We start from the raw sequence: 21,039 nt of genomic DNA on the forward strand, positions 1-21,039 counted from the left end.
TACTAGGGCAATTTAATCAATGATTGTCCGGCCCCAAATCCTCGACCACTACAAATCCCCTGTGGGAGCGAGCCTGCTCGCGATGGGGACAGTACAGCCACAGTTTCTGTTGGCTGTTACGCCGCTATCGCGAGCAGGCTCGCTCCCACAGTTAAAAATCATGCACCTGCGGATACTGGTCAAACATCTCGCGCATGCCGATCAGCGCATGGCGCATTTCCTCATCGCTGCATTCGGCGCCTACGCATACTCGCACCGCACGAGGTTTGGGGGTGCCGCGCACGGTGAACGGGTCGGGAGAGGTTACGGCGATGTGTTTGTGCCGCAGCGCCCGCACCAGGCTGTCCACCTCCCACCGGGGTGGGATGCCTATCCAGGCATTCAAGGCGTGAGGATGCTGGCCCAGCAGATGCTCGCCCATGTACTCGGTCACCATCGCCTGGCGCCCGGCCAACAGCCGTCGTTGCAGCTGCACCAGCGACTCGGCGCGGCCATCGCGAATCCAGCGGGCGGCGATCTCCGAGACCATCGGCGTGGCCATCCAGCTGTTGACCCGCAGGATGCTCTCGGTGCGTAGCGCCAGGCGCTTGGGCACCACCAGATAACCGATGCGCAGCCCCGTGAGCACCGACTTGGTCATGCTGGTGCAATAGAACGACAGCTCCGGCAGGTAGTGGCTGATGGGCGGCGCACGGCGCTCGTCCAGCAGCGGACCGTATACGTCATCTTCGATGATGTGCACACCAAAGCGCCGGGCAATCTCGGCGATTTCCCGCCGGCGGGTGTCGGGCATCAGGCTGGTGGTGGGGTTGTTCAGGTTCGGCGTGCACACCAGCGCGGTGATGCGCTCGTTGCTGCACATGTCCTCGAAGTGTTCAGGGTCGATGCCATAGCGATCCATCTCCAGGCCCTTGAGGGTGAAACCCAGCACCTGGGAATTGCCGATCACCCCGTGGTCGGTCACCCCTTCGCAGAGCACCACATCATCGGGGCCGGCCAGGGAAGCAAGAGCAAGGAAGATCCCATGGGCTGCGCCGTTGGTGATCAATATGTCGTTGCGATCAACCTTCAACCTCTGGCGGCCGATCCATTGGGCGGCCGCTTCGCGATGGGATTCAAAACCTGCGATCGGCCGAAAAGCATGAATCCACGGCTGGTCTTCTTCGGTACTCAATTGAAGGCAGGTGTCGCGCCAGAACTGGTCGTGCTCGCGGGTGTGCATGATTCGCGTGATGGAAAAGTCCACCAGCGCGCGCTCGGGGCTGTCGAGGATGTAGGTCGCGACCCGATCACTCATACGTCGCGAAACGAAGCTGCCGCGCCCCACTTCACAGCGCACCAGCCCCTGGCGCTCCAGCTCCTTGTAGGCATTAGTAACGGTCTGCACGCTGATGCCCATGGCGTCGGCCACTTGCCGTTGCGGCGGCAGGCGTTGGTCATTGGCCAGGGCGCCCTGCTCGATATCGTCAGCAATGGCCTGTACCAGAATCTTGTATTTGGACTCACCGCTACGGGCCGCGTCCAAGGCTGATTTCCACTTTTCCATGACGCTGCAACCCGCGTGTGTTCTGGTGCGCACAGCATCCCGCGGCAACGGCGACAAAGCAATTGTCCTAGTGCAATACAATCGGTGCCGGGGCTTTTGTATGCTCGGTCCAAGGTTGTCATCCAGGCGGGTTCACCACCCCGACAAAAAAGCCGGATCGACCTGTACCGGCGCCGCTCCCGATTCCAGGCCAAGGCCGGATCAGCCGCTGTACGCTTTGCTCTTGTAACACTGCCTCCTACCACAGAGCCGTCAAACGACGGATCCACAAGAAACAGGAGATTTTACCGATGAGCAATTTCCTTCCCGCCACATGCGCGCCCCTGCGTCGGCTCTTAATGACTTGTGCCGTACTTGGCCTGGCTGGCAGCGTTCACGCCGCCACCCTCGATACCGTAAAAAGCAACAGCAGCATCCGGATCGGCTACGCCAACGAAACGCCGTTCGCCTTTACCGAAACCGACGGCACCGTTACCGGTGAATCACCGGAAATCGCCAAGATCATCTTCGCCAAGATGGGCATCAAGCAGGTCAACGGCGTGCTCACCGAATGGGGCTCGCTGATTCCCGGCCTGCGCGCCGGCCGATTCGATGTGATTGCCGCCGGGATGTACATCACGCCGGCGCGCTGCAAGCAGGTATTGTTCACCGATCCGCAATACCAGTTGCCCGATGCCCTGCTCGTGGCCAAGGGCAATCCCAAGCAACTGCACAGCTATGAAGACATCGCCAAACAACCTGACGTGAAGCTGGCAATCATGGCCGGTACGGTGAACCTGGCGTACGCCCGGGATTCCGGGGTCAAGGATGAGCAGATCCTTCAGGTCCCCGACACCACCGCGCAGTTGCAAGCGGTGCGCGCCGGTCGGGCGGACGCTGCCGTCGGCACGCAACTGACCATGAAGGGCCTGGCCAGCAAGGGCGGTGACAAGGTTGAGGCGATGACCGAGTTCAAGGACGACCCGTCGCACATCGGCTACGGCGCCCTCGCCTTCCGCCCCGAAGACAAAGACCTGCGCGATGCGGTCAATGCCGAGCTGAAGAAATGGCTAGGCTCTGAAGAACACCTCAAGGCCGTTGCGCCGTTCGGTTTCGACAAGTCCAACGTGACCAGCAAAACCGCGGCCGAGCTCTGCGCTCAGCCATAGCCGAAACGGGCATGACGCGCAGTGCGTGATGCCTGTTCCCTGCTTCATCGGATATCGGGTTGAACCATGGGCGAATTACTTCCGTTATTAATTCAAGGGGCCTGGGTCACGCTTCAGGTGACCTTTCTCGGCTCGCTGCTGGCGATCGTCGCCGCGGTCCTGGCGGCCTTGGGGCGACTGTCACCGTGGCGAGCGCTGCGCTGGTTTTCCATCACCTACATCGAAGTGTTTCGTGGCACGTCGCTGCTGGTGCAGTTGTTCTGGTTGTTCTTCGTGCTGCCACTGCCGCCGTTCAACGTTGAGTTGAGCCCCTATGCTGTGGCGATTGTCGGCCTGGGCCTGCACATCGGCGCTTATGGTGCCGAAGTCATGCGCGGCGCCATCAGCTCGGTGGCCAAGGGGCAATACGAAGCGTGCACGGCGCTGAATTTCAGCGGCTTCAAGCGCTTCAAGCGGATCATCCTGCCCCAGGCCCTGCTGGCGGCGATCCCACCGGGCACCAACCTGCTGATCGAATTGCTCAAGAACACGTCACTGGTGTCGTTGATCACGTTGTCCGACCTGAGCTTCCGCGCGCGGCAGCTGGATCAGGCAACCTTCCAGACCCTGGAAATCTTCAGCCTGGCGCTGGTGATGTATTTCATCCTCGCCCAGGCCATTAACCTGGGTATGCGCCATGTCGAGCGACGACTGAGCCGGGGCCGGATGCGTGGAGGTCTGTCATGACCTTGTTCGACTGGTCCTACGCCGCACAGATCCTGCCGGACTTGCTGCGCGCCTCGCTCAATACGGTGGGCATCACCCTGATCGGCTTTCTGATCGCGATTGTCCTGGGGCTGTTCCTGGCAATTGGTCGGCGCAGCCGAAAAGTCTGGCTGTCATGGCCGGCCACCGCCGTGATCGAGTTCATCCGCAGTACGCCGCTGCTGATCCAGGTGTATTTCCTCTATTACGTGCTGCCTAACTACGGCTTGAGCCTGACGGCCATGCAAGTGGGGATCCTGGGTATCGGCCTGCACTACGCCTGCTACATCGCCGAGGTCTATCGCAGCGGCCTCGACGCGGTGCCGCGGGCGCAGTGGGAAGCGGTGACGGCACTGAACATCGCTCCGTACAACGCTTACCGCAACATCATCCTGCCCCAGGCGCTGCGGCCGATCATACCGCCGCTGGGCAATTACCTGGTGGCGATGCTCAAGGACACGCCGGTGCTGTCGGCGATCACCGTGGTGGAAATCATGCAGCAGGCCAAGAACATCGGCTCCGAGCATTTCCGTTACCTGGAGCCGATCACCATGGTCGGCCTATTCTTCCTCGCCCTGAGCCTCGCCTTGGCCTATCTGGTACGGCGCCTTGAAACGCGCATGGAGCTACGCTAATGACTTTACCCCTGTCCTCGCCCACCGATTTGTCCCGGCGCAGCACGCTGGCGTCGCAGCAGGAGGCCCCGGCCATGCAAGATCAGACACCGTCCCGGCCGATCGTGAGTTTCCAGGACGTGACCAAAAGCTATGGCAGCTTTACGGTGCTCGACCATCTGAACCTGGATGTCGCGCCCGGTGAAAAAGTCGCGATCATCGGCCCCAGCGGCTCGGGCAAGTCCACATTGTTGCGGGTGTTGATGACCCTGGAAGGCATCGACCAGGGCCAGATCCGCATCGAAGATGACTCCCTGACCCACATGCCCAACCGCAACGGCGTGCTGGTGCCGGCCAACGACCGGCACATCCGCCGTGTGCGCGGCAAGATCGGCATGGTGTTCCAGAGCTTCAATCTGTTTCCCCACATGACCGCGCTGCAAAACGTGATCGAGGCGCCGGTGCAGGTGCTGGGCATGAATCCGAAGGAAGCCCGGGAGCGCGCCGCCGATTTACTGGAGCTGGTAGGACTGGGCAGCAAGCTCGACCATTACCCTTCGCAGTTGTCCGGCGGCCAGCAACAACGGGTGGCGATTGCCCGGGCGCTGGCGATGCGACCCAAGGTGATGCTGTTTGACGAAGTGACCTCGGCACTCGATCCGGAACTGTGTGGCGAAGTGCTGAATGTGATCCGCAAACTGGGGGCCGAGCACAACCTGACCATGCTGATGGTGACCCACCAGATGGGCTTCGCCCGGGAATTCGCCGACCGGGTGTGCTTCTTCTACAAAGGGCAGATCCACGAACAGGGCACTCCGGCGCAGATCTTCGAAAACCCGCAGCAGGAGCGCACGTGCGCGTTCTTGAGTGCGGTGAAAGAGGCTAACTGAACCTATCTACTAAAGTGAACACTGTTGTGGCGAGGGAGCTTGCTCCCTCGCCACAAAGGTCCAAACGCTAGCCGCAAAAAAGGGGGCCCCTGTTTTCAGGGGCCCCCTTTCATTTACCGCCCAGCGGTTATGGGTATTGCTGGTAAGTCTGCCCCTGCTGCGGCGCTGTCTGGTATTGCTGGCCCGGAATGGCCTTGAGGTTGACTTCGACACGGCGGTTTTGCGCGCGGCCATTGACGTCGGCGTTGCTGGCCACCGGATTGTCCGGGCCGGCACCGCGGGCCGTCAGGTTGGCGCCACTGACACCTTGGGACGTCAGGTAGGTCGCCACGCTCTGTGCACGACGTTGCGACAGATCCATGTTGTGCTGGCGGCTGCCGGTGCTGTCGGTATAACCCACGATTTCGATCTGGTTCTGGTTGAACTCCTTGAGGGAGTTGGCCAGGTTGTTCAGCGGCTGGTAGAAACTGGATGCGATGTTCGCCGAGTCGGTGGCGAAGGTGATGTTGCCCGGCATGATCAGTTTGATCTGGTCGCCCTGGCGCTGCACTTCAACGCCGGTATTGGCCATGCTGGCACGCAGTTTCTTTTCCTGCTGGTCGGCGTAGTAACCGTAGCCGGCCGCGGAAGCCCCCACGACCGCAGCGCCGATCAATGCACCCTTGCCACGGTTATCGTGACCGATGGCCGCACCGGCCAACGCACCGGCCAGGGCACCGAGGCCGCCGTACTTGGCAGTCTTGCTCATGCCGGAGGACTCTGTGGAGGCCTGCCCCTGGTTGTCATAAGGATTAGGCGACGCGCAGCCGGACAGCAGGGCCACAGCGGTTGCGACAACAATCAAGCGACGCGAGGTGAACATGAAGGTGCTCCTGGTATTTTAATTCTGAAGTGCCAGTATCGACTCTGGCTGGCGTTGGAACACGGCAATTGGCAAAAATTCCGTCCAGCCGTGTCGCACTTGCCTTAATCCTGCGCCAGGCACCGGCTCACCCCCCTGACGATCATCTCCACTTCCCGCCCATCAATGGTCAACGGGGGCAGCAGGCGGATGGTCTTGCCGCGAGTGACATTGATCAGCAGAGCGTGGTCACGTGCGGCACAAAGGCTCAGGTCGCGGACCGGTTGCTTGAGTTCGACGCCGATCATCAAGCCCTGGCCGCGAATCGCCAGCACGTTCGGGTTGTCCGCCAGTTCGGCCGTCAGCCGGTTGAGCAACTGTTCACCCTGATGCCTGGCGTTGTCCAGCAAACCTTGCTCCTGGATGATGTCCAGCACCGTGCAGCCCACCCGGCAGGCCAGCGGATTACCGCCGAAGGTGCTGCCGTGGCTGCCAGGGGTAAACAGTTCGGCCGCCTTGCCCCGGGCCACGCAGGCGCCGATGGGCACGCCATTGCCCAAGCCCTTGGCCAGGGTCATGACGTCCGGCACGATGCCTTCGTGCTGGAAGGCAAACCATTGGCCGGTGCGGCCGATACCGGTCTGGATCTCGTCGAGCATCAGCAACCAGGCGCGCCGGGTGCACAGTTGACGCAAGGCCTTGAGATAGCCCGGCGGCGCCAGTTGCACACCGCTTTCGCCCTGGATCGGTTCCACCAGTACCGCAACGATGCGCTCGCCATGAACCTGCTGAATATTTTCCAGCGCCGCCAGATCACCGAATGGCACCTTGATGAAATCCCCCGGCAACCGATTGAAGCCCAAGCGCACCGCCGGGCCATCACTGGCGGACAAGGTGCCCAATGTGCGTCCGTGAAACGCATTCTCCATGACCACCACCAGTGGCTGCTCGATACCTTTGTGCCAGCCATAAAGGCGCGCCAGTTTCAGTGCGGTTTCGTTGGCCTCGGCACCAGAGTTGTTAAAAAACACCCGATCCATGGCTGAGAGCTGAGTGAGTTTTTTCGCCAACCGTTGCTGCCAGTCGATGCCGTACAGGTTGGAGGTGTGCAGCAGCAGGCCAGCCTGCTCGCTGATAGCCTCCACCAGTCGAGGGTGGGAATGGCCGACGTTGGTCACAGCCACGCCCGCCACCGCATCCAGGTACTCGCGACCGTCCTGATCCCACAGGCGCGTACCCAACCCATGGGTAAAATTCAGCGCCAGGGGTTGGTAGGTGGTCATCAGGCAGGCGGCGGTCATGGCTTCAAGCTCCATCAGGTGGTTTTTTCCAGTATGGTTAGCCACTCTTGCTGGATAAACGCTACATTCCTTCAATCATTTTAAAGCCAGGCTTGATAATGGATCTTTTTCAGGCAATGACGGTTTACGTCAAAGTGGTGGAAACCGGGAGCCTGACAGCGGCGGCCCAGGCGTGCGAAATGTCCACCACCATGGTGGGTAATCACCTTCGCGCACTGGAAGAACGTCTTGGCGTGCGCCTGATCAACCGTACGACGCGGCGCCAGCGCCTGACGGAATTCGGCTCTTCCTATTACCAGCGCTGCCTGGAAGTACTCGGGCTGGTGGCCGACTCCGAACGACTGGCCGAGCAGACGCAAGGCGAGCCCACCGGCACCTTGCGCATCACCGCGCCACTGACCTTTGGCACCGAGCGCCTTGCCCCGGCGCTGGCCGAATTCAGCCGGCTCCATCCCCAGCTTAAACTCGACGTGGTGCTGACCAACCAACGCCTGGACCTGCTGGATCATGGTTTCGACGTCGCCATCCGTCTCGGCCCCACCGACCCTAAGCTGATCGCCCGACCGTTGATGGACTACACCCTGACCATCTGCGCATCCAGGGCCTACCTGGCGCGCCGCGGCACACCGCAAAAACCCGCTGACCTGGAGCAGCACGACTGCCTGTCCTTCGCCTATTCCGCCGGCGACGAGTGGCGCTTCGCCCAGGATCACTGGCCCATCAACGGGCCGGAAGGTGAAATCAAAGTACCGGTGACTGGGCCGATGCTGATCAACAGCTCCTCAGGACTGCATCGCGCGGCCCTGGCCGGCATGGGCGTGGTGATGCTGCCCGATGCACTGGTGGCGCAAGACCTGGAGGAAGGCCATCTGGTCGCGCTGCTGCAGGACTATCAACTTCCCCACCGGCCAATGAGCCTGATGTATGCCCAGGATCGCTATCGGCTGCCCAAACTGCGCAGCTTTGTCGAATTTGCGATGCAGCAATGGGGCAAACCCCAAACCCAACCCGAATGACAAAGTAGGAGCTGACGCGTGCAACGAGGCTGCGATCTTCCCCCCAGCGCTTGAGTCCCACACAGACCGTCCACCCCCGGCCCTCGTCAGCGCCCCAACAGAGCGAACCCCGCTAGTGCCCCCCCGCCCCATCAGCTACTCTTCTTCCTTGGACGAGCATTTTGATATCAAGGCTGATTGAGGAAACGACGATGGGCGACGCCTCGAACATCGATATGCTGCGCCTCGACCTGTCCGGTCTGGACGAAGGTGTGCTGCACACCATCCTTGAGCTGGTCAGCGATGGCATCTGGGACTGGAACGCCAACACCGGTTTCGTCTACCGCAACCCTGGCTGGTACACGATGCTGGGGTATCCGCCTCACTCACTCGATAACACCGTGCTGACATGGGAAAGCGTGATCCATCCCGATGATTACCCGCAGGTGATGGCTTTGTTCGACGACCACCTGCAACAACGCTCCCATCACTACCAGGCCGAATACCGCTGTCGCACGCGCGACGGCTCCTGGATGTGGATCGAGGACCGTGGCTATGTGATCGCCCGTAACCCCGACGGCACGGTGGCGCGGATGATCGGCGCCCATCGCAGCATTGACGACAAGAAGCGTCTGTTCGAACAACTGGAACGGCGCAACAAATCGCTGGAAGCCGTTATCCAGGAGCGCACCCTGGAACTGTCCCGGGTCAACCATCAGTTGCAGATCCAGCTCGACGAAAACCGCAGGCTTGCCGAAACCGACGCCCTGACGCGGGTTGCCAACCGCTATCGTCTCGAACAGGCCCTGCCGCTGGCCTGCGAGCGTGCCCAGCGTTTTCGCGAGCCGTTGTCACTGATCGCCATGGACGTCGATGACTTCAAGGACATCAATGATCGTTACGGTCATGCTTTCGGCGACGCAGCGCTGGTACAAGTGGTGCAAGCCGTTAAACGCTGCGAACGCGACGGCGACTTGCTCGCACGTTGGGGGGGTGATGAATTCATCATGATTTTGCCCAATACCTCCCTGGCCGACGCCTGCCTGATGGCTGAAACCATTCGCCGTAGCCTGTCCGATCTGCTGCCGGTGGGCGATTTCCAGGTCACCATGAGTTTTGGCGTGGTACAGCGGCGTGGGGATGAGCAGCACACGATGCTGCTGGACCGGGCGGACCAGGCGCTGTATCGCTCCAAGGTGGCCGGCAAGAATGTGATCTGCCAATGATGCGTACCTGAACAACAAATGCCGACCTGCCACCGGTTCAACCGTGACAACGCCGCCCGGGTCCAATAGATTAGGCGACCGGAAAAAAGCTCAACGCCTTTCTCGCCTCATCCAGCTAACAGAAGTAGTGAAATTTCAATGTCCGATTCCAATACCGCTGAATCCGTAGTCACCCTGTCGTCCAAAGCGGAATACGAAAACTCCATCAATCTTTCACAGCATCTGCCTCAGGCCAAAAGCATCAGTGAGATGGTTCTCGATGCGTTCCAGTCGAACCGCGAAAGCGATCAGATTCGCGAGCTGCGCAACGCCATCCGCCAGGCCCATGACGCGTTCGACGATGACAAGGCCTACGAACTGATGGGCCAGCTCAAGCAGCTCAAGGACGCCGAAGCCGCCGATTTCGCGGCACTGGAAGACCTGAGCAGCCGCTTCCCCATCAGCCGTATCCTGTCCAGCTACAAGGACGACCCGACCTTCCAGGAACTGGTTTATGGCCTGGCCCTGAAAGTGCTGAACCAGACCCACCAGGCCATCAGCAATCCGAGTGGCAGCAAAGGCAAAGCCTCGCGGCCCAAGAAAGAGGCCGAAGTGTTTGTCATCAGCAAGGACGGCATCAGCGTCACCCTGCCCTTGCGCACCCCACGCTCCAAGCCAAACGTCGACCGCGAGGCCTTCGAATTCCTGGGCTTCAGTTTCGTCGGCGAAGGCGACCAGGCCGAGCTGGAAAACGACATCTTCCTGGACAACGACGGCACCGAACAACCGGTCACCCGCAAAAGCATCGTCACCGCCCTGCAACAGCACAAAGCGTTCGACGGCTACAGCATCGCCCAGCAATAAGCCTTCTTGTTCGGCGGTTGTCAGCCCGCCGCCAGAACCTGTGGGAGCGAGCCTGCTCGCGAAAGCGGTGGTTCAGCTTGCATCGATGTTGAATGGGCCGGCGTCATCGCGAGCAGGCTCGCTCCCACAATGGATCAGCGGCGTTCGCAGATTATGTGCTCGCCATAGCACCTGTGGGAGCGAGCCTGCTCGCGAATGCGCCCTGTCAGTCAACATCACCTCAGCTGACCCACCGCTTTCGCGAGCAAGCTCGCTCCCACAGGAATGTCGACAGTTCGAAGCAACACCCACAAAAAAGCCCCGCACTTCTCTCGAAGGCGGGGCTTTTTGTGTGGCGTCTGAAGCTTAAGGCGCGTAAGTCAGCAACAACTCACTCGGCACTTTGAAGTCCAGGGACATCATGACGCTCAGGGCGGTGATGGTGAAGATCGAGAACACGAACAGCTTGCGTGCCCAGACCGTGTCATCCACCGCCTTGTAGCCGGTCCAGGCCATGTACAACCAGTACATGCCCATGGCGGCGGCGACGGCGAGGTAGCTCATGCCGGCGTAGCCGCTGAAGGTCAGCATCAAGGTCGCCACGAGGAAGGCCAGGATGTAGAGCAGGATGTGCTTCTTGGCCACCTGGATGCCGCGCTTGACCGGCAGCACCGGAATCGAGGCGGCCAGGTAATCGTTGAAGCGGAAGATCGCAATGGCATAGGAATGCGGCATCTGCCACAGGCTGAACATCACCAGTAGCGTCAGCGCCGCCATGTCGAAGCTGTTGCTCACCGCCACGTAACCGATCACTGGCGGCATCGCCCCCGACAGACTGCCCACCAGCGTGCCGTGGACCGACTTGCGCTTGAGGTACAGGCTGTAGAAACCGACATAGATGACAAACCCGATCACCGCGAACAGCGCCGCCAACGGGTTGGCCACCCAGTACAGCAGCGCCACACCGGCGACACCCAGCACCGTGGCGAACGCCAGGGCCAGTTGCACCGGGATCAGGCCCTGGACCAGGGCGCGGTTCTTGGTGCGCTCCATCTTGATGTCGATGTCGCGGTCGATGCAGTTGTTGAATACACAACCGGACGCCACCACCAGGGAAGTGCCGATCATCGCCGCCAGAAAGATGGCCAGATCGACATGCCCTTTCGAGGCCAGGAAAAACCCGCCTGCCACAGAAAGCACGTTACCGAAAATGATCCCCGGCTTGGTGATTTGGATAAAGTGCTTTAAGGACATCCGGACTTTCCTCAGTGCGCCATCATGTTGGTGTGGATGCTGAACATGATCCACAACGACAGGCCGACCAGCAGGACAATGACGATCGCGGCAAAGACAAACGCGACCACGTTGTTACGCTGGGCAGCGGAGCGGTCCAGATGCAGGAAGTACACCAGGTGCACCAGTACCTGGACCACGGCGAAGATCAGGATGATCCACAGGGTCAGGCTTTTCGGCAGCGTCGGGTACATCACCAGGCCAAACGGAATAACCGTCAGGATCACCGACAGAATGAAACCGATGGCGTAGGACTTGACGCTGCCGTGGCCGGCGTCGTGGCCATCGTGGGAATGTGCGTTAGCCATTTACAGGGTCCCCATCAGATAAACAACGGTGAATACGCAGATCCACACCACGTCCAGGAAGTGCCAGAACAGGCTCAGGCAGCTCAGGCGCGTCTTGTTGGTGGCGGTCAGGCCGTTTTTGTGGACCTGGTACATCATGATCGCCATCCAGATCAGGCCGCTGGTCACGTGCAGACCGTGGGTGCCGACCAGGGTGAAGAACCCGGACAGGAAGCCGCTGCGGCTAGGGCCGTAGCCTTCGGCGATCAGGATGTGGAACTCGTTGATCTCCATGGCGATAAAGCCGGCGCCCAGCAGGAAGGTCATCGCCAGCCAGCCCAGTACCTGGGTTTTCTTGCCCTTGAACAACGCCAGCATGGCGAAGCCGTAGGTGATCGAGCTGAACAACAGCAGTGCGGTCTCGCCCAGCACATACGGCAGCTCGAAGATGTCGTGGCCCGACGGGCCACCGGCGACGTTGTTAACCAGCACCGCGTACACCGCGAAGATCGACGCAAACAGAATGCAGTCGGTCATCAGGTAGAGCCAGAAACCGAATACGGTCATCTCGCCCGAGTCGTGGTGATGGTCATCGTGCCCATGGTCATGACCATGGGCGTGTCCAACATTGGTCACTAAGTTCGACATGGTTTAAGCCTGTTCCAACGAGGTTTCAACACGGGTGGCGGTGGCTGGGACTTTCCCTGCCGCGACCAGACGTTTGTGCTGCTCGGCTTCGATGCGCTCGATGACATCCACCGGCACCATGTAGCCCTGATCGTCACGGGCGGCATGAATGGTGAAATACACCACGGTGCCGACCAGACTGGCGATGGCCAGCCACCAGATGTGCCAGATCATCGCGAAACCGAACACGGTCAACAGCGCACCCATGACCACACCGGTCGCGGTGTTGTTGGGCATGTGGATCGGCGCGTACTTGGCCGGAGTCTGGTACGCGGTACCGTTTTCCTTGGCTTCGGTGAACGGGTCGATGACGTCGGCTTGTGGCAGCACGGCAAAGTTGTAGAACGGTGGAGGCGACGAGGTCGACCATTCCAGGGTATGGGCATTCCACGGGTCACCGTGCTCGCACATGTTCTCTGGCTTCTTGCGGTCACGCACGCTGACGTACAACTGGATCAGCTGGCAGGCGATACCCACGGCGATCATCACCGCGCCGAACATGGCGACGTACAGGTACGGCACCCACTCAGGGTTGGTGGTGGCGTTCAGACGACGGGTCATGCCCATGAAGCCCAGTGCATAGAGCGGCATGAACGCGACGAAGAAGCCCGAGATCCAGAACCAGAATGCAGCCTTGCCCCAGCCCTCGTGCAGCTTGAAGCCGAACGCTTTCGGGAAGTAGAAGGCGAAGCCGGCGATGTAGCCGAATACAGCGCCGCCGATGATCACGTTATGGAAATGCGCGATCACGAACAGGCTGTTGTGCAGCACGAAGTCCGCACCCGGGATGGCCAGCAGTACGCCGGTCATGCCGCCGATGGCGAAGGTCACCATGAAGCCCAGGGTCCACAGCACGTGGCTGGTGAAACGCAGACGGCCCTGGTAGATGGTGAACAGCCAGTTGAACAGCTTCACACCCGTCGGGATCGAAATCAGCATCGTCGCCAGACCGAAGAAGGCGTTGACGCTGGCACCCGAACCCATGGTGAAGAAGTGGTGCAGCCAGACCATGAAACCCAGCACCGAGATCGCGCCGCTGGCGTAGATCATCGAGTGGTGGCCGAACAGCTTCTTGCCGGAGAACGTCGAGATGACTTCGGAGAAAATCCCGAACGCCGGCAGAATCAGGATGTACACCTCGGGGTGACCCCAGGCCCAGAACAGGTTGACGTACATCATCGGATTTCCACCCAGTTCATTGGTGAAAATGTGGAAATCCATGTAGCGGTCAAGCGTCAGCAAAGCGAGGGTAGCGGTCAGGATCGGGAACGAAGCGACGATCAGGACGTTGGCCCAGGTGCAGGTCCAGGTGAAGATCGGCATGTCCATCAGCTTCATGCCCGGGGTACGCATCTTCAGCACGGTGGCCAGGAAGTTGACCCCCGTTAGCGTTGTCCCAAGTCCCGATAGCTGTAGCGCCCAGATGTAGTAATCCATCCCCACGCCCGGACTGTATTGCAGTCCCGACAACGGTGGATAGGCAACCCAACCGGTCTTGGCAAACTCGCCAACGCCCAGGGACAGGTTGATCAGTACCACACCGGAAACCAGCAGCCAGAAGCTCAAGGAGTTCAGGAACGGATAGGCCACGTCACGCGCGCCGATCTGCAGCGGCACTGCAAGGTTCATCAGGCCGGTGAAGAATGGCATCGCCATGAAGATGATCATGATCACGCCGTGGGCGGTGAAGATCTGGTCATAGTGTTCAGGCGGCAGGTAGCCAGGCGAACCCTCGGTGGCCATGGCCAACTGGGTACGCATCATGATGGCGTCGGCAAAACCGCGCAGCAGCATGATCATGGCGACGATGATGTACATCACGCCGATTTTCTTGTGGTCGACCGACGTCAGCCACTCGGTCCACAGGTAGGTCCACTTCTTGAAGTAGGTAATCCCCGCGAACAACGCCAGACCACCGAGCGCGATGATGGCGAGGGTCACCATGACAATCGGCTCGTGGAACGGGATCGCTTCCCAACTTAATTTACCAAACATCGTTTACTCCTCTGCCCCGGCAGCTGAATGCGAACTCATGTCCATCCCTTCCATGTTGTGGGCCACTTCCTTTTCGTTCTTCTCGTGGTGCATCGGCTTGCCCGGGTTCATCCCTTCATACTTGTCGATGATGGTCTGGAACAGGTTCGGCGTGACCGAAGAGTAGAGCTCGACTGGGTTGTTCTGGCTCGGTTTGGAAAGGGCTTCGTATTCAGCTTTTTCAAGCTGTTTAGGTGCCTTCTTCACATCGTTGACCCAGGCGTCGAATTCTTCCTGGGTCGTGGCGATTGCTTTGAACTTCATGCCGGTGAAACCCGCGCCGCTGTAGTTGGCGGAGATACCGTCGAGTTCGGCGTTCTGGTTGGCGATCAGGTGCAACTTGGTCTGCATGCCCGCCATCGCGTAGATCTGGCCGCCCAGGCCCGGGATGAAGAACGAGTTCATCACGGTGTCGGAGGTGACTTTGAAATTGATCGGCGTGTGGGCCGGGAACACGATCTTGTTGACCGTGGCGATGCCTTGTTCCGGATAGATGAACAGCCACTTCCAGTCCATCGAGACCACTTCAATGGTGATCGGCTTGACGTCGGAGTCCAGCGGACGATACGGGTCAAGGGCATGGGTGGACTTGTAGGTGATGTAACCCAGGGCAATGATGATCAGTACCGGAATAGTCCACACCGCCACTTCGATTTTGGTCGAGTGCGACCACTTGGGCGTGTACGTGGCACTGGTGTTGGACGCGCGGTATTTCCAGGCGAACAGGAAGGTCATGACGATAACCGGCACGACGACCAGCAACATCAACAGCGTAGCGGTGATGATCAGATTACGTTCATCCAGGCCGACCTGACCCTTGGGATCGAGCAAGGTCATGTTGCAGCCTCCCAGCAACAACGTGCCGAGCAAAGGCAACAAGCCTAGTAATCGGGGGTACCTGTTTTTACTCATCTCACGACCTCTAAAGCAGCTTGCGCAATGCAGTTGGGTTTTGATCGCCAACACTTCACCCTGCCAAGGGTTGGCATTTTTCTTGGATTGAATAAGGGCTGACCGTCGCAGCGTCAGACGCTGTTCGACACATCCCGGGCCAGCAGTGAGTTCTTATTCGAATTCGTAGGTCAAAGGCCTTGTTACAGCCCAATTCCATTTGGTGCGGGTAGTTGGAAGGCACCGACACCTGGGGTCGCATGGGGCTTTGAGCCCTTCGACCACCTCACGGGCTCAAGCCTGAGCCGGGTCGGAAATTCGGTGCGGGCGATTGTAGTGAGCTGAGACGCCGGAGACCATGTCTTATCCTGAAATAATTTTCATCAAATCGAGCAACAATCTTTCGCAGAATTCGAAACAAGCCGGCATCTTATCGAAATTCATTCTCAACAAGAACCCCAGAAAACGTAGGTCTACTACGCCCGATTTAGACAGCTTGCGTTGATTAAAGAGGGTTTTTATGCCCGTAGAGCCCCCGTCATTCGGGGGCTGAGCGGCAAGACGCCCGATTGTTAGAAATGCCTGCTAGGGGGGGAGGCAGTCAGCCGGATGAAGCCTGCAACGGCTGATTTTTCATTGCAGAACGAGGTGCTTATTCGCGCAGCAAGTGGCCGGATGACAGCAAGTGTGTGACAACGTGTCGCACGCTGTCGCGGCTCATTATTGTCTCGGATCAAGGCTGGCACGCAGTAAGACTGAAACGCAAAACGCCCCGGCTTCCCATTGGAAACCGGGGCGTTTGATTGAAGCACTCTAGGGCAGTTGTTTGCGATTGCGCGACACCAGCAACGGCACCAGGATCGCCGTGAGGACGAACGCCACCAGTGCCCATTGTGCCAGGGACAAGCCCAGGATCGGCGGATACGGGGTGGAGCAAAAGCCGTCGACCTGGAAGCCCAACGGGAAGATCTTCGCCAGCGGGAGGTCATCGACAATCGGTTGCAGCACGTCGACGCCACAGCTGACCGCCGGGAAGAACTGGGTGTACACGTGATGCCCCGCTACCGCCGCGCCTGCCAGGGCGCTGAGCACCACCAGGCCTTCGAAAACCGTCAGGCTGCGACGGGTACGCATGGCCGCACCAATGAAGGCAAAAATGGCGATCAGTAACAATGCATACCGCTGCAGGATGCACAGCGGGCACGGCGCCTCACCGAGCGCCACCTGCATGTACAGCGCACCGCCGATCAGCGCCAGACAGATCAGCCCCAACAGCACCAGATAGCGCCGTTCACGGCCTAAGCGCAGCATTTGCTCATTCATTGCGTTTCCCTTTGTATGCATTGGATCGACGCGCAGCCTGGAGAAACCCGGCGCACTGTCGGATGGCCAAAGTCTACACGCTGACCATGACAGAGAACGAGCGGCTGCCGCCCACATTGAGGGGAATAAACAGGAGGGAGGTTAAGTACGGATTAATTTTGCTTGGAGAAGTCAGGCGGGATGGGGTGAACATGGCGCCGCTATCGCGAGCAGGCTCGCTCCCACAGTTGTCTTTGCGTTGATCACCCAATCGTGCCCGCCGCAAATCCATTGTGGGAGCGAGCCTGCTCGCGATGCAGACGAACCGGATCACCCCGGCTCGCCCCGCCGTTACTCCAGCGCCGCCGCCGGGCCGAAGAATTCGTAGCGGCTTTGCCCGTCCGGCACGCCCAGTGCCTTGAGGTGGCGCTTGACGGCGGCCATGAAGCCCTTGGGCCCAAGGAAGTAGGCATCCAGGTCACGCTGCTGCGGCAACCATTGCGCCAGTTGTTCCTGGCTCAACAAGCCGACCTTGTCAGCCGCCGGGCTCAAGCCGTCATCTTCGTCGTAGCAATAGAAGCGCTTGAGTTGTGGATGCCGCTGGGCCAGGTCATCGATCCAGTCACGGAAGGCATGCACGCCGCCGTTACGTGCGCAGTGGATAAAATGCACCGGCCGCTCGGTTTGCAGCGCCGCCTGCAACATCGCCAGGGTCGGGGTGATGCCGACGCCGCCGCTGATCAACACCAGCGGTTTATCGCTCTGGGTCAGGAAGAAGTCCCCTGACGGTGGAAACAACTGGATGCTGCTGCCAATCGGGAAATGATGGTGCAGATAGTTGGACACGCGCCCGCCCGGCTCGCGCTTGACGCTGATGCGATACTGACCGTTGTCCGCCAGGGCCGACAGCGAATAATTGCGGCGCACCTCCTCGCCATCCAACACCAGTTTCATGCCGATGTACTGGCCTGGTTCGGCCACCAGGATCGCGCCCTTGTCCGCCGGCTCGAAGTAGAACGAAGTGATTTCCGAGCTCTCCTGCACCCTGGCTGCCAGGATGAACTCACGCTCGCCCCGCCAGCCGCCCGGCGCTGCGGCTTTCTGCTCGTACATGCCGGTTTCGGCACCGATCAGGATATCGGCCAACTGGTTATAGGCAGCGCCCCACGCGGCAATCACTTGCGGCGTGGCGATCTCTTCACCCAGCACCTCGGCGATCGCCCGCAACAGGCAGGCCCCCACAATGGGGTAATGTTCCGGCAGGATTTGCAGGGCGACGTGCTTGTTGACGATTCTGGCCACTAGGTCGCCCAACTGATCGAGCTGGTCAATGTGCCGGGCATACATCAATACGCCGTTGGCCAGGGCACGGGGCTGATCACCGCTGGCCTGGTGAGCCTGGTTGAACAACGGGCGCACTTGCGGGTATTCGGACAGCATCATGCGATAAAAGTGAGTAATGAGCGCTTCACCACCGCTTTCAAGCAAGGGCACGGTGGAGCGGATGATGGCGCGTTCTTCTCGGCTGAGCATAAGGTGACTCCTGGCGTATTACGAAAAACTGATACCTATGCCTATCAGGTTTCATGCCATAAAAATTATTCATATTTTTCAATATCTTATGAATTTTATAGTCATAAAGACACGACACGCCTTATAGTCTTAAGGACCACATGGAGTCATTATGACCGCAACCTCCCTGCTGACCTCGCTGCTTCCGCTGGTGGCCGACCTCTCCCGCGAGTTGCCGGAAGGCGAGCGCTATCGTCGCCTGCTTGGCGCGCTGCGAGCCCTGTTGCCCTGCGACGCCGCCGCGCTGTTGCGCCTGGACGGAGACTGTCTGGTGCCGCTGGCGGTGGATGGCTTGAGTACCGATACCCTGGGCAGACGCTTCCGGATTAGCGAACACCCCCGCTTCCAGGCACTGCTGGCCAGCCCGCAGCCCACTCGCTTTGCCGCCGACAGTGACCTGCCCGACCCGTACGACGGATTGGTCGAAGGTCTGGAGGAGCACTTGGAGGTCCACGACTGCATGGGCTGCCCACTGTTCGTCGACGAGCAACCGTGGGGCCTGCTGACCCTCGACGCGCTGAACCCCGAACGCTTCGAGCCCATCGACCTGAGCGCCTTGCAGGCCTTTGCCAGCCTGGCCGCCGCCACGGTCAGCGCAGCCGAACGCATCGATCGGCTGGCCTTGAAAGCCGAAGACGAACATCACCGCGCCGAGGTCTACCGCCAGGCCAGCGGCCAGCTACCTCGCGACATGGTCGGCCAGAGCAAGGCCCACAAGCGATTAGTGGAAGAAATCAACCTGGTGGGGGGCAGCGACCTGACGGTGCTGATCACTGGCGAAACCGGGGTTGGCAAGGAGCTGGTCGCCCAAGCCATACACGCGGCCTCCAAGCGCGCCGAGCAGCCGCTTATCAGCCTAAATTGCGCCGCACTGCCGGATACCCTGGTGGAAAGCGAACTCTTCGGCCATGTACGCGGCGCCTTCACAGGGGCCACGAACGACCGGCGCGGCAAATTCGAACTGGCCGATGGCGGCACGTTGTTCCTCGATGAAGTGGGCGAGTTGTCCTTGACCGTGCAGGCCAAGCTGCTGCGAGTGCTGCAGAGCGGCCAGTTGCAACGGCTGGGCTCGGACAAGGAACATCGGGTCGATGTACGCCTGATTGCGGCCACCAATCGCGATCTGGCTGAAGAAGTGCGCAACGGGCGATATCGAGCCGACTTCTATCATCGCCTGAGCGTGTACCCGTTGCTGGTGCCGGCACTACGGGATCGTGGGCGCGATGTGCTGCTGCTCAGCGGGTTTTTCCTGGAGCAGAACCGTTCGCGCATGGGCCTGGGCAGCCTGCGCCTGACCAGTGACGCCCAGGCCGCATTGCTGGCGTATGACTGGCCGGGGAACGTACGTGAACTGGAGCACCTGATCGGCCGAAGCGCCTTAAAAGCCTTGGGCCGGTGTCCGGTGCGGCCAAAGATCCTCAGCCTCAGCGCCCAGGACCTGGACTTGCCCCGCAGCCCGGAAGAACACCCGCCACCTTCATCCGCCAGCCCCGCACCTGCCCTGGAGGGGGTCACGGGGGACTTGCGTGAAGCCATGGACGATTTTCAACGCAAGCTGATCATCGCCTGCCTGGAACGGCATCAGCACAACTGGGCCAGCGCCGCTCGGGAACTGGGTCTGGATCGGGCAAACCTGGGGCGGATGGCCAAGCGGTTGGGACTCAAATAAACCTTCTGTACCACCGACGCCCCATGCGGCGAGGGCATTTATCGCCTGACCATAGCGTATGCATTCCCAGGCCACTGAGCTGAAATCGATTGTCTGTGGGTTTCGCCCTAAAGCCAGCCCCCATCGGGTCGATAACCCAATATCAAAAGCTGTTTTGGCGTTCTTCACGCTCGCCCCACCTTTTTCCACAGAAGGTTTTTATGTCTTCCAACAAAGCCCGCGCAGACTCACTTTCGCTTCTGCTGTTTACCTTGCGCAGCGGCAAGCTGATGGCAATCAACCTGCTCAAAGTCAGCGAAATCATTCCCTGCCCGCCGTTGACCAAACTGCCGGAGTCGCACCCGCACGTCAAAGGCATCGCCACCCTGCGCGGGGCCTCGTTGTCGGTGATCGACCTGAGCCGCGCCATCGGCGAACGCCCTCTGGAAGATCCGGATGGCGGCTGCCTGATCGTCACCGATGTGAGTCGATCCAAACAGGGTCTGCATGTGCAGGCGGTGAGCAAGATCGTGCATTGCCTGACCACCGACATCAAACCCCCGCCTTTCGGCTCAGGCGGCGTACGCGCCTTCATCACTGGCGTGACGTCGGTGGATGGCACGCTGGTGCAGGTGCTGGACATCGAAAAAGTCATCCACGGTATCGCCCCGGCGCAGATTGAAACGGCGCCCACCGAGCTGAGCATGGAAGACGCCGAAGTCCTGGGCAACGCGCGGATCCTGGTGGTCGATGACAGTCAGGTGGCGTTGCAACAATCGGTACACACCTTGCGCAACCTCGGGCTGCAATGCCACACCGCTCGCAGCGCCAAGGAAGCCATCGAATGCCTGCTGGACCTGCAAGGCACTGCACAGCAGATCAACCTGATCGTTTCCGACATCGAAATGTCGGAGATGGACGGCTACGCCCTTACCCGGACCCTGCGGGAAACGCCGGACTTCGCCCACCTCTATGTGTTGCTGCACACCTCGCTGGACAGCGCCATGAACAGCGAGAAGGCTCGGCTATCCGGGGCCAATGGCGTGCTGACCAAGTTCTCCTCACCGGAGCTGACCAAGTGCCTGATCACGGCCGCCAAGGCGGTTGCCGAGCAAGGCCACTGAGTCATGCCTGATGATCATTCCCATGCGTATAGGGGAATGATCATCCCGGCACCTCAGGCATACTCCTGTCCTGG

19 protein-coding genes are annotated in these 21,039 nt (G+C 60.1%); 9 read left to right on the forward strand and 10 right to left on the reverse strand.

Annotated features, from left to right (window positions below):
* Positions 1 to 151: 151 nt before the first annotated feature.
* On the reverse strand, positions 152 to 1,546 hold the full coding sequence (locus PSH91_RS22065) for a PLP-dependent aminotransferase family protein (protein ID WP_047228589.1): 1,395 nt from the start codon (positions 1,544 to 1,546) through the stop codon (positions 152 to 154).
* 290 nt (positions 1,547 to 1,836) lie between these two features.
* Between PSH91_RS22065 and ehuB the strand changes: the two genes are divergently transcribed.
* The 4 genes from ehuB to ehuA all read left to right on the forward strand — a co-directional run bounded on the left by ehuB (position 1,837) and on the right by ehuA (position 4,942).
* Entirely contained in the window at positions 1,837 to 2,694 is an 858-nt protein-coding gene (gene ehuB, locus PSH91_RS22070) for an ectoine/hydroxyectoine ABC transporter substrate-binding protein EhuB (protein WP_047228590.1), read from the forward strand.
* A 66-nt stretch (positions 2,695 to 2,760) separates the two neighbouring features.
* Entirely contained in the window at positions 2,761 to 3,420 is a 660-nt protein-coding gene (gene ehuC / locus PSH91_RS22075; RefSeq protein ID WP_047228591.1) for an ectoine/hydroxyectoine ABC transporter permease subunit EhuC, read from the forward strand.
* On the forward strand, positions 3,417 to 4,073 hold the full coding sequence (gene ehuD / locus PSH91_RS22080; protein ID WP_047228592.1) for an ectoine/hydroxyectoine ABC transporter permease subunit EhuD: 657 nt from the start codon (positions 3,417 to 3,419) through the stop codon (positions 4,071 to 4,073). The genes ehuC and ehuD overlap by 4 nt, the downstream gene beginning before the upstream one ends.
* Positions 4,073 to 4,942, forward strand: coding sequence for an ectoine/hydroxyectoine ABC transporter ATP-binding protein EhuA (gene ehuA / locus PSH91_RS22085; RefSeq protein ID WP_370695169.1), 870 nt, complete (start codon positions 4,073 to 4,075; stop codon positions 4,940 to 4,942). The genes ehuD and ehuA overlap by 1 nt, the downstream gene beginning before the upstream one ends.
* Before the next feature lie 127 nt (positions 4,943 to 5,069).
* On the opposite strand, the gene PSH91_RS22090 is transcribed toward ehuA, so the two are convergent.
* Both PSH91_RS22090 and PSH91_RS22095 read right to left on the reverse strand, forming a co-directional pair.
* Positions 5,070 to 5,804, reverse strand: a complete 735-nt coding sequence (locus PSH91_RS22090) for an OmpA family protein (protein WP_076383595.1) — start codon at positions 5,802 to 5,804, stop codon at positions 5,070 to 5,072.
* Positions 5,805 to 5,908: 104 nt separating this feature from the next.
* Positions 5,909 to 7,084 (reverse strand): aspartate aminotransferase family protein, encoded by a 1,176-nt coding sequence (locus PSH91_RS22095; RefSeq protein ID WP_076386553.1) that lies wholly within the window; start codon positions 7,082 to 7,084, stop codon positions 5,909 to 5,911.
* Positions 7,085 to 7,182: 98 nt separating this feature from the next.
* Between PSH91_RS22095 and PSH91_RS22100 the strand changes: the two genes are divergently transcribed.
* The 3 genes from PSH91_RS22100 (at position 7,183) to PSH91_RS22110 (ending at position 10,148) form a co-directional block, all read left to right on the forward strand.
* Positions 7,183 to 8,100: a LysR family transcriptional regulator gene (locus PSH91_RS22100; RefSeq protein ID WP_047228594.1), complete on the forward strand. Its 918-nt coding sequence runs from the start codon at positions 7,183 to 7,185 to the stop codon at positions 8,098 to 8,100.
* Between the two features lie 191 nt (positions 8,101 to 8,291).
* Positions 8,292 to 9,305 (forward strand): diguanylate cyclase, encoded by a 1,014-nt coding sequence (locus tag PSH91_RS22105; RefSeq protein WP_047228595.1) that lies wholly within the window; start codon positions 8,292 to 8,294, stop codon positions 9,303 to 9,305.
* Positions 9,306 to 9,443: 138 nt separating this feature from the next.
* Positions 9,444 to 10,148: a hypothetical protein gene (locus PSH91_RS22110; RefSeq protein WP_047228596.1), complete on the forward strand. Its 705-nt coding sequence runs from the start codon at positions 9,444 to 9,446 to the stop codon at positions 10,146 to 10,148.
* A gap of 345 nt (positions 10,149 to 10,493) precedes the next feature.
* On the opposite strand, the gene cyoE is transcribed toward PSH91_RS22110, so the two are convergent.
* From cyoE to hmpA, 7 genes are all read right to left on the reverse strand, one after another.
* Positions 10,494 to 11,381: a heme o synthase gene (gene cyoE, locus PSH91_RS22115; protein WP_047228597.1), complete on the reverse strand. Its 888-nt coding sequence runs from the start codon at positions 11,379 to 11,381 to the stop codon at positions 10,494 to 10,496.
* 11 nt (positions 11,382 to 11,392) lie between these two features.
* A complete protein-coding gene (cyoD, locus tag PSH91_RS22120; RefSeq protein ID WP_025211927.1) occupies positions 11,393 to 11,728 on the reverse strand; it encodes a cytochrome o ubiquinol oxidase subunit IV in 336 nt (111 codons plus the stop codon).
* A complete protein-coding gene (locus tag PSH91_RS22125) occupies positions 11,729 to 12,355 on the reverse strand; it encodes a cytochrome o ubiquinol oxidase subunit III (protein ID WP_047228598.1) in 627 nt (208 codons plus the stop codon). It abuts the gene before it with no gap.
* A 3-nt stretch (positions 12,356 to 12,358) separates the two neighbouring features.
* Positions 12,359 to 14,389 (reverse strand): cytochrome o ubiquinol oxidase subunit I, encoded by a 2,031-nt coding sequence (gene cyoB, locus PSH91_RS22130; RefSeq protein WP_107321899.1) that lies wholly within the window; start codon positions 14,387 to 14,389, stop codon positions 12,359 to 12,361.
* Between the two features lie 3 nt (positions 14,390 to 14,392).
* Complete coding sequence (gene cyoA, locus PSH91_RS22135; RefSeq protein ID WP_047228600.1) at positions 14,393 to 15,340, reverse strand: ubiquinol oxidase subunit II; 948 nt, start codon at positions 15,338 to 15,340, stop codon at positions 14,393 to 14,395.
* A 792-nt stretch (positions 15,341 to 16,132) separates the two neighbouring features.
* Positions 16,133 to 16,642 carry a disulfide bond formation protein B gene (locus tag PSH91_RS22140; protein ID WP_047228601.1) on the reverse strand — a complete coding sequence of 170 codons (510 nt, stop codon included), beginning with the start codon at positions 16,640 to 16,642 and terminating at the stop codon, positions 16,133 to 16,135.
* A gap of 330 nt (positions 16,643 to 16,972) precedes the next feature.
* Positions 16,973 to 18,154, reverse strand: a complete 1,182-nt coding sequence (gene hmpA, locus PSH91_RS22145; RefSeq protein ID WP_107321898.1) for an NO-inducible flavohemoprotein — start codon at positions 18,152 to 18,154, stop codon at positions 16,973 to 16,975.
* Between the two features lie 151 nt (positions 18,155 to 18,305).
* Between hmpA and norR the strand changes: the two genes are divergently transcribed.
* Positions 18,306 to 19,862, forward strand: a complete 1,557-nt coding sequence (gene norR, locus PSH91_RS22150) for a nitric oxide reductase transcriptional regulator NorR (protein WP_305466775.1) — start codon at positions 18,306 to 18,308, stop codon at positions 19,860 to 19,862.
* A 200-nt stretch (positions 19,863 to 20,062) separates the two neighbouring features.
* Positions 20,063 to 20,965: a chemotaxis protein CheV gene (locus tag PSH91_RS22155; protein WP_047228604.1), complete on the forward strand. Its 903-nt coding sequence runs from the start codon at positions 20,063 to 20,065 to the stop codon at positions 20,963 to 20,965.
* Positions 20,966 to 21,039: the final 74 nt, after the last annotated feature.

Source organism: Pseudomonas sp. FP1154 (assembly GCF_030687245.1).
Lineage (GTDB): Bacteria > Pseudomonadota > Gammaproteobacteria > Pseudomonadales > Pseudomonadaceae > Aquipseudomonas > Aquipseudomonas rhizophila.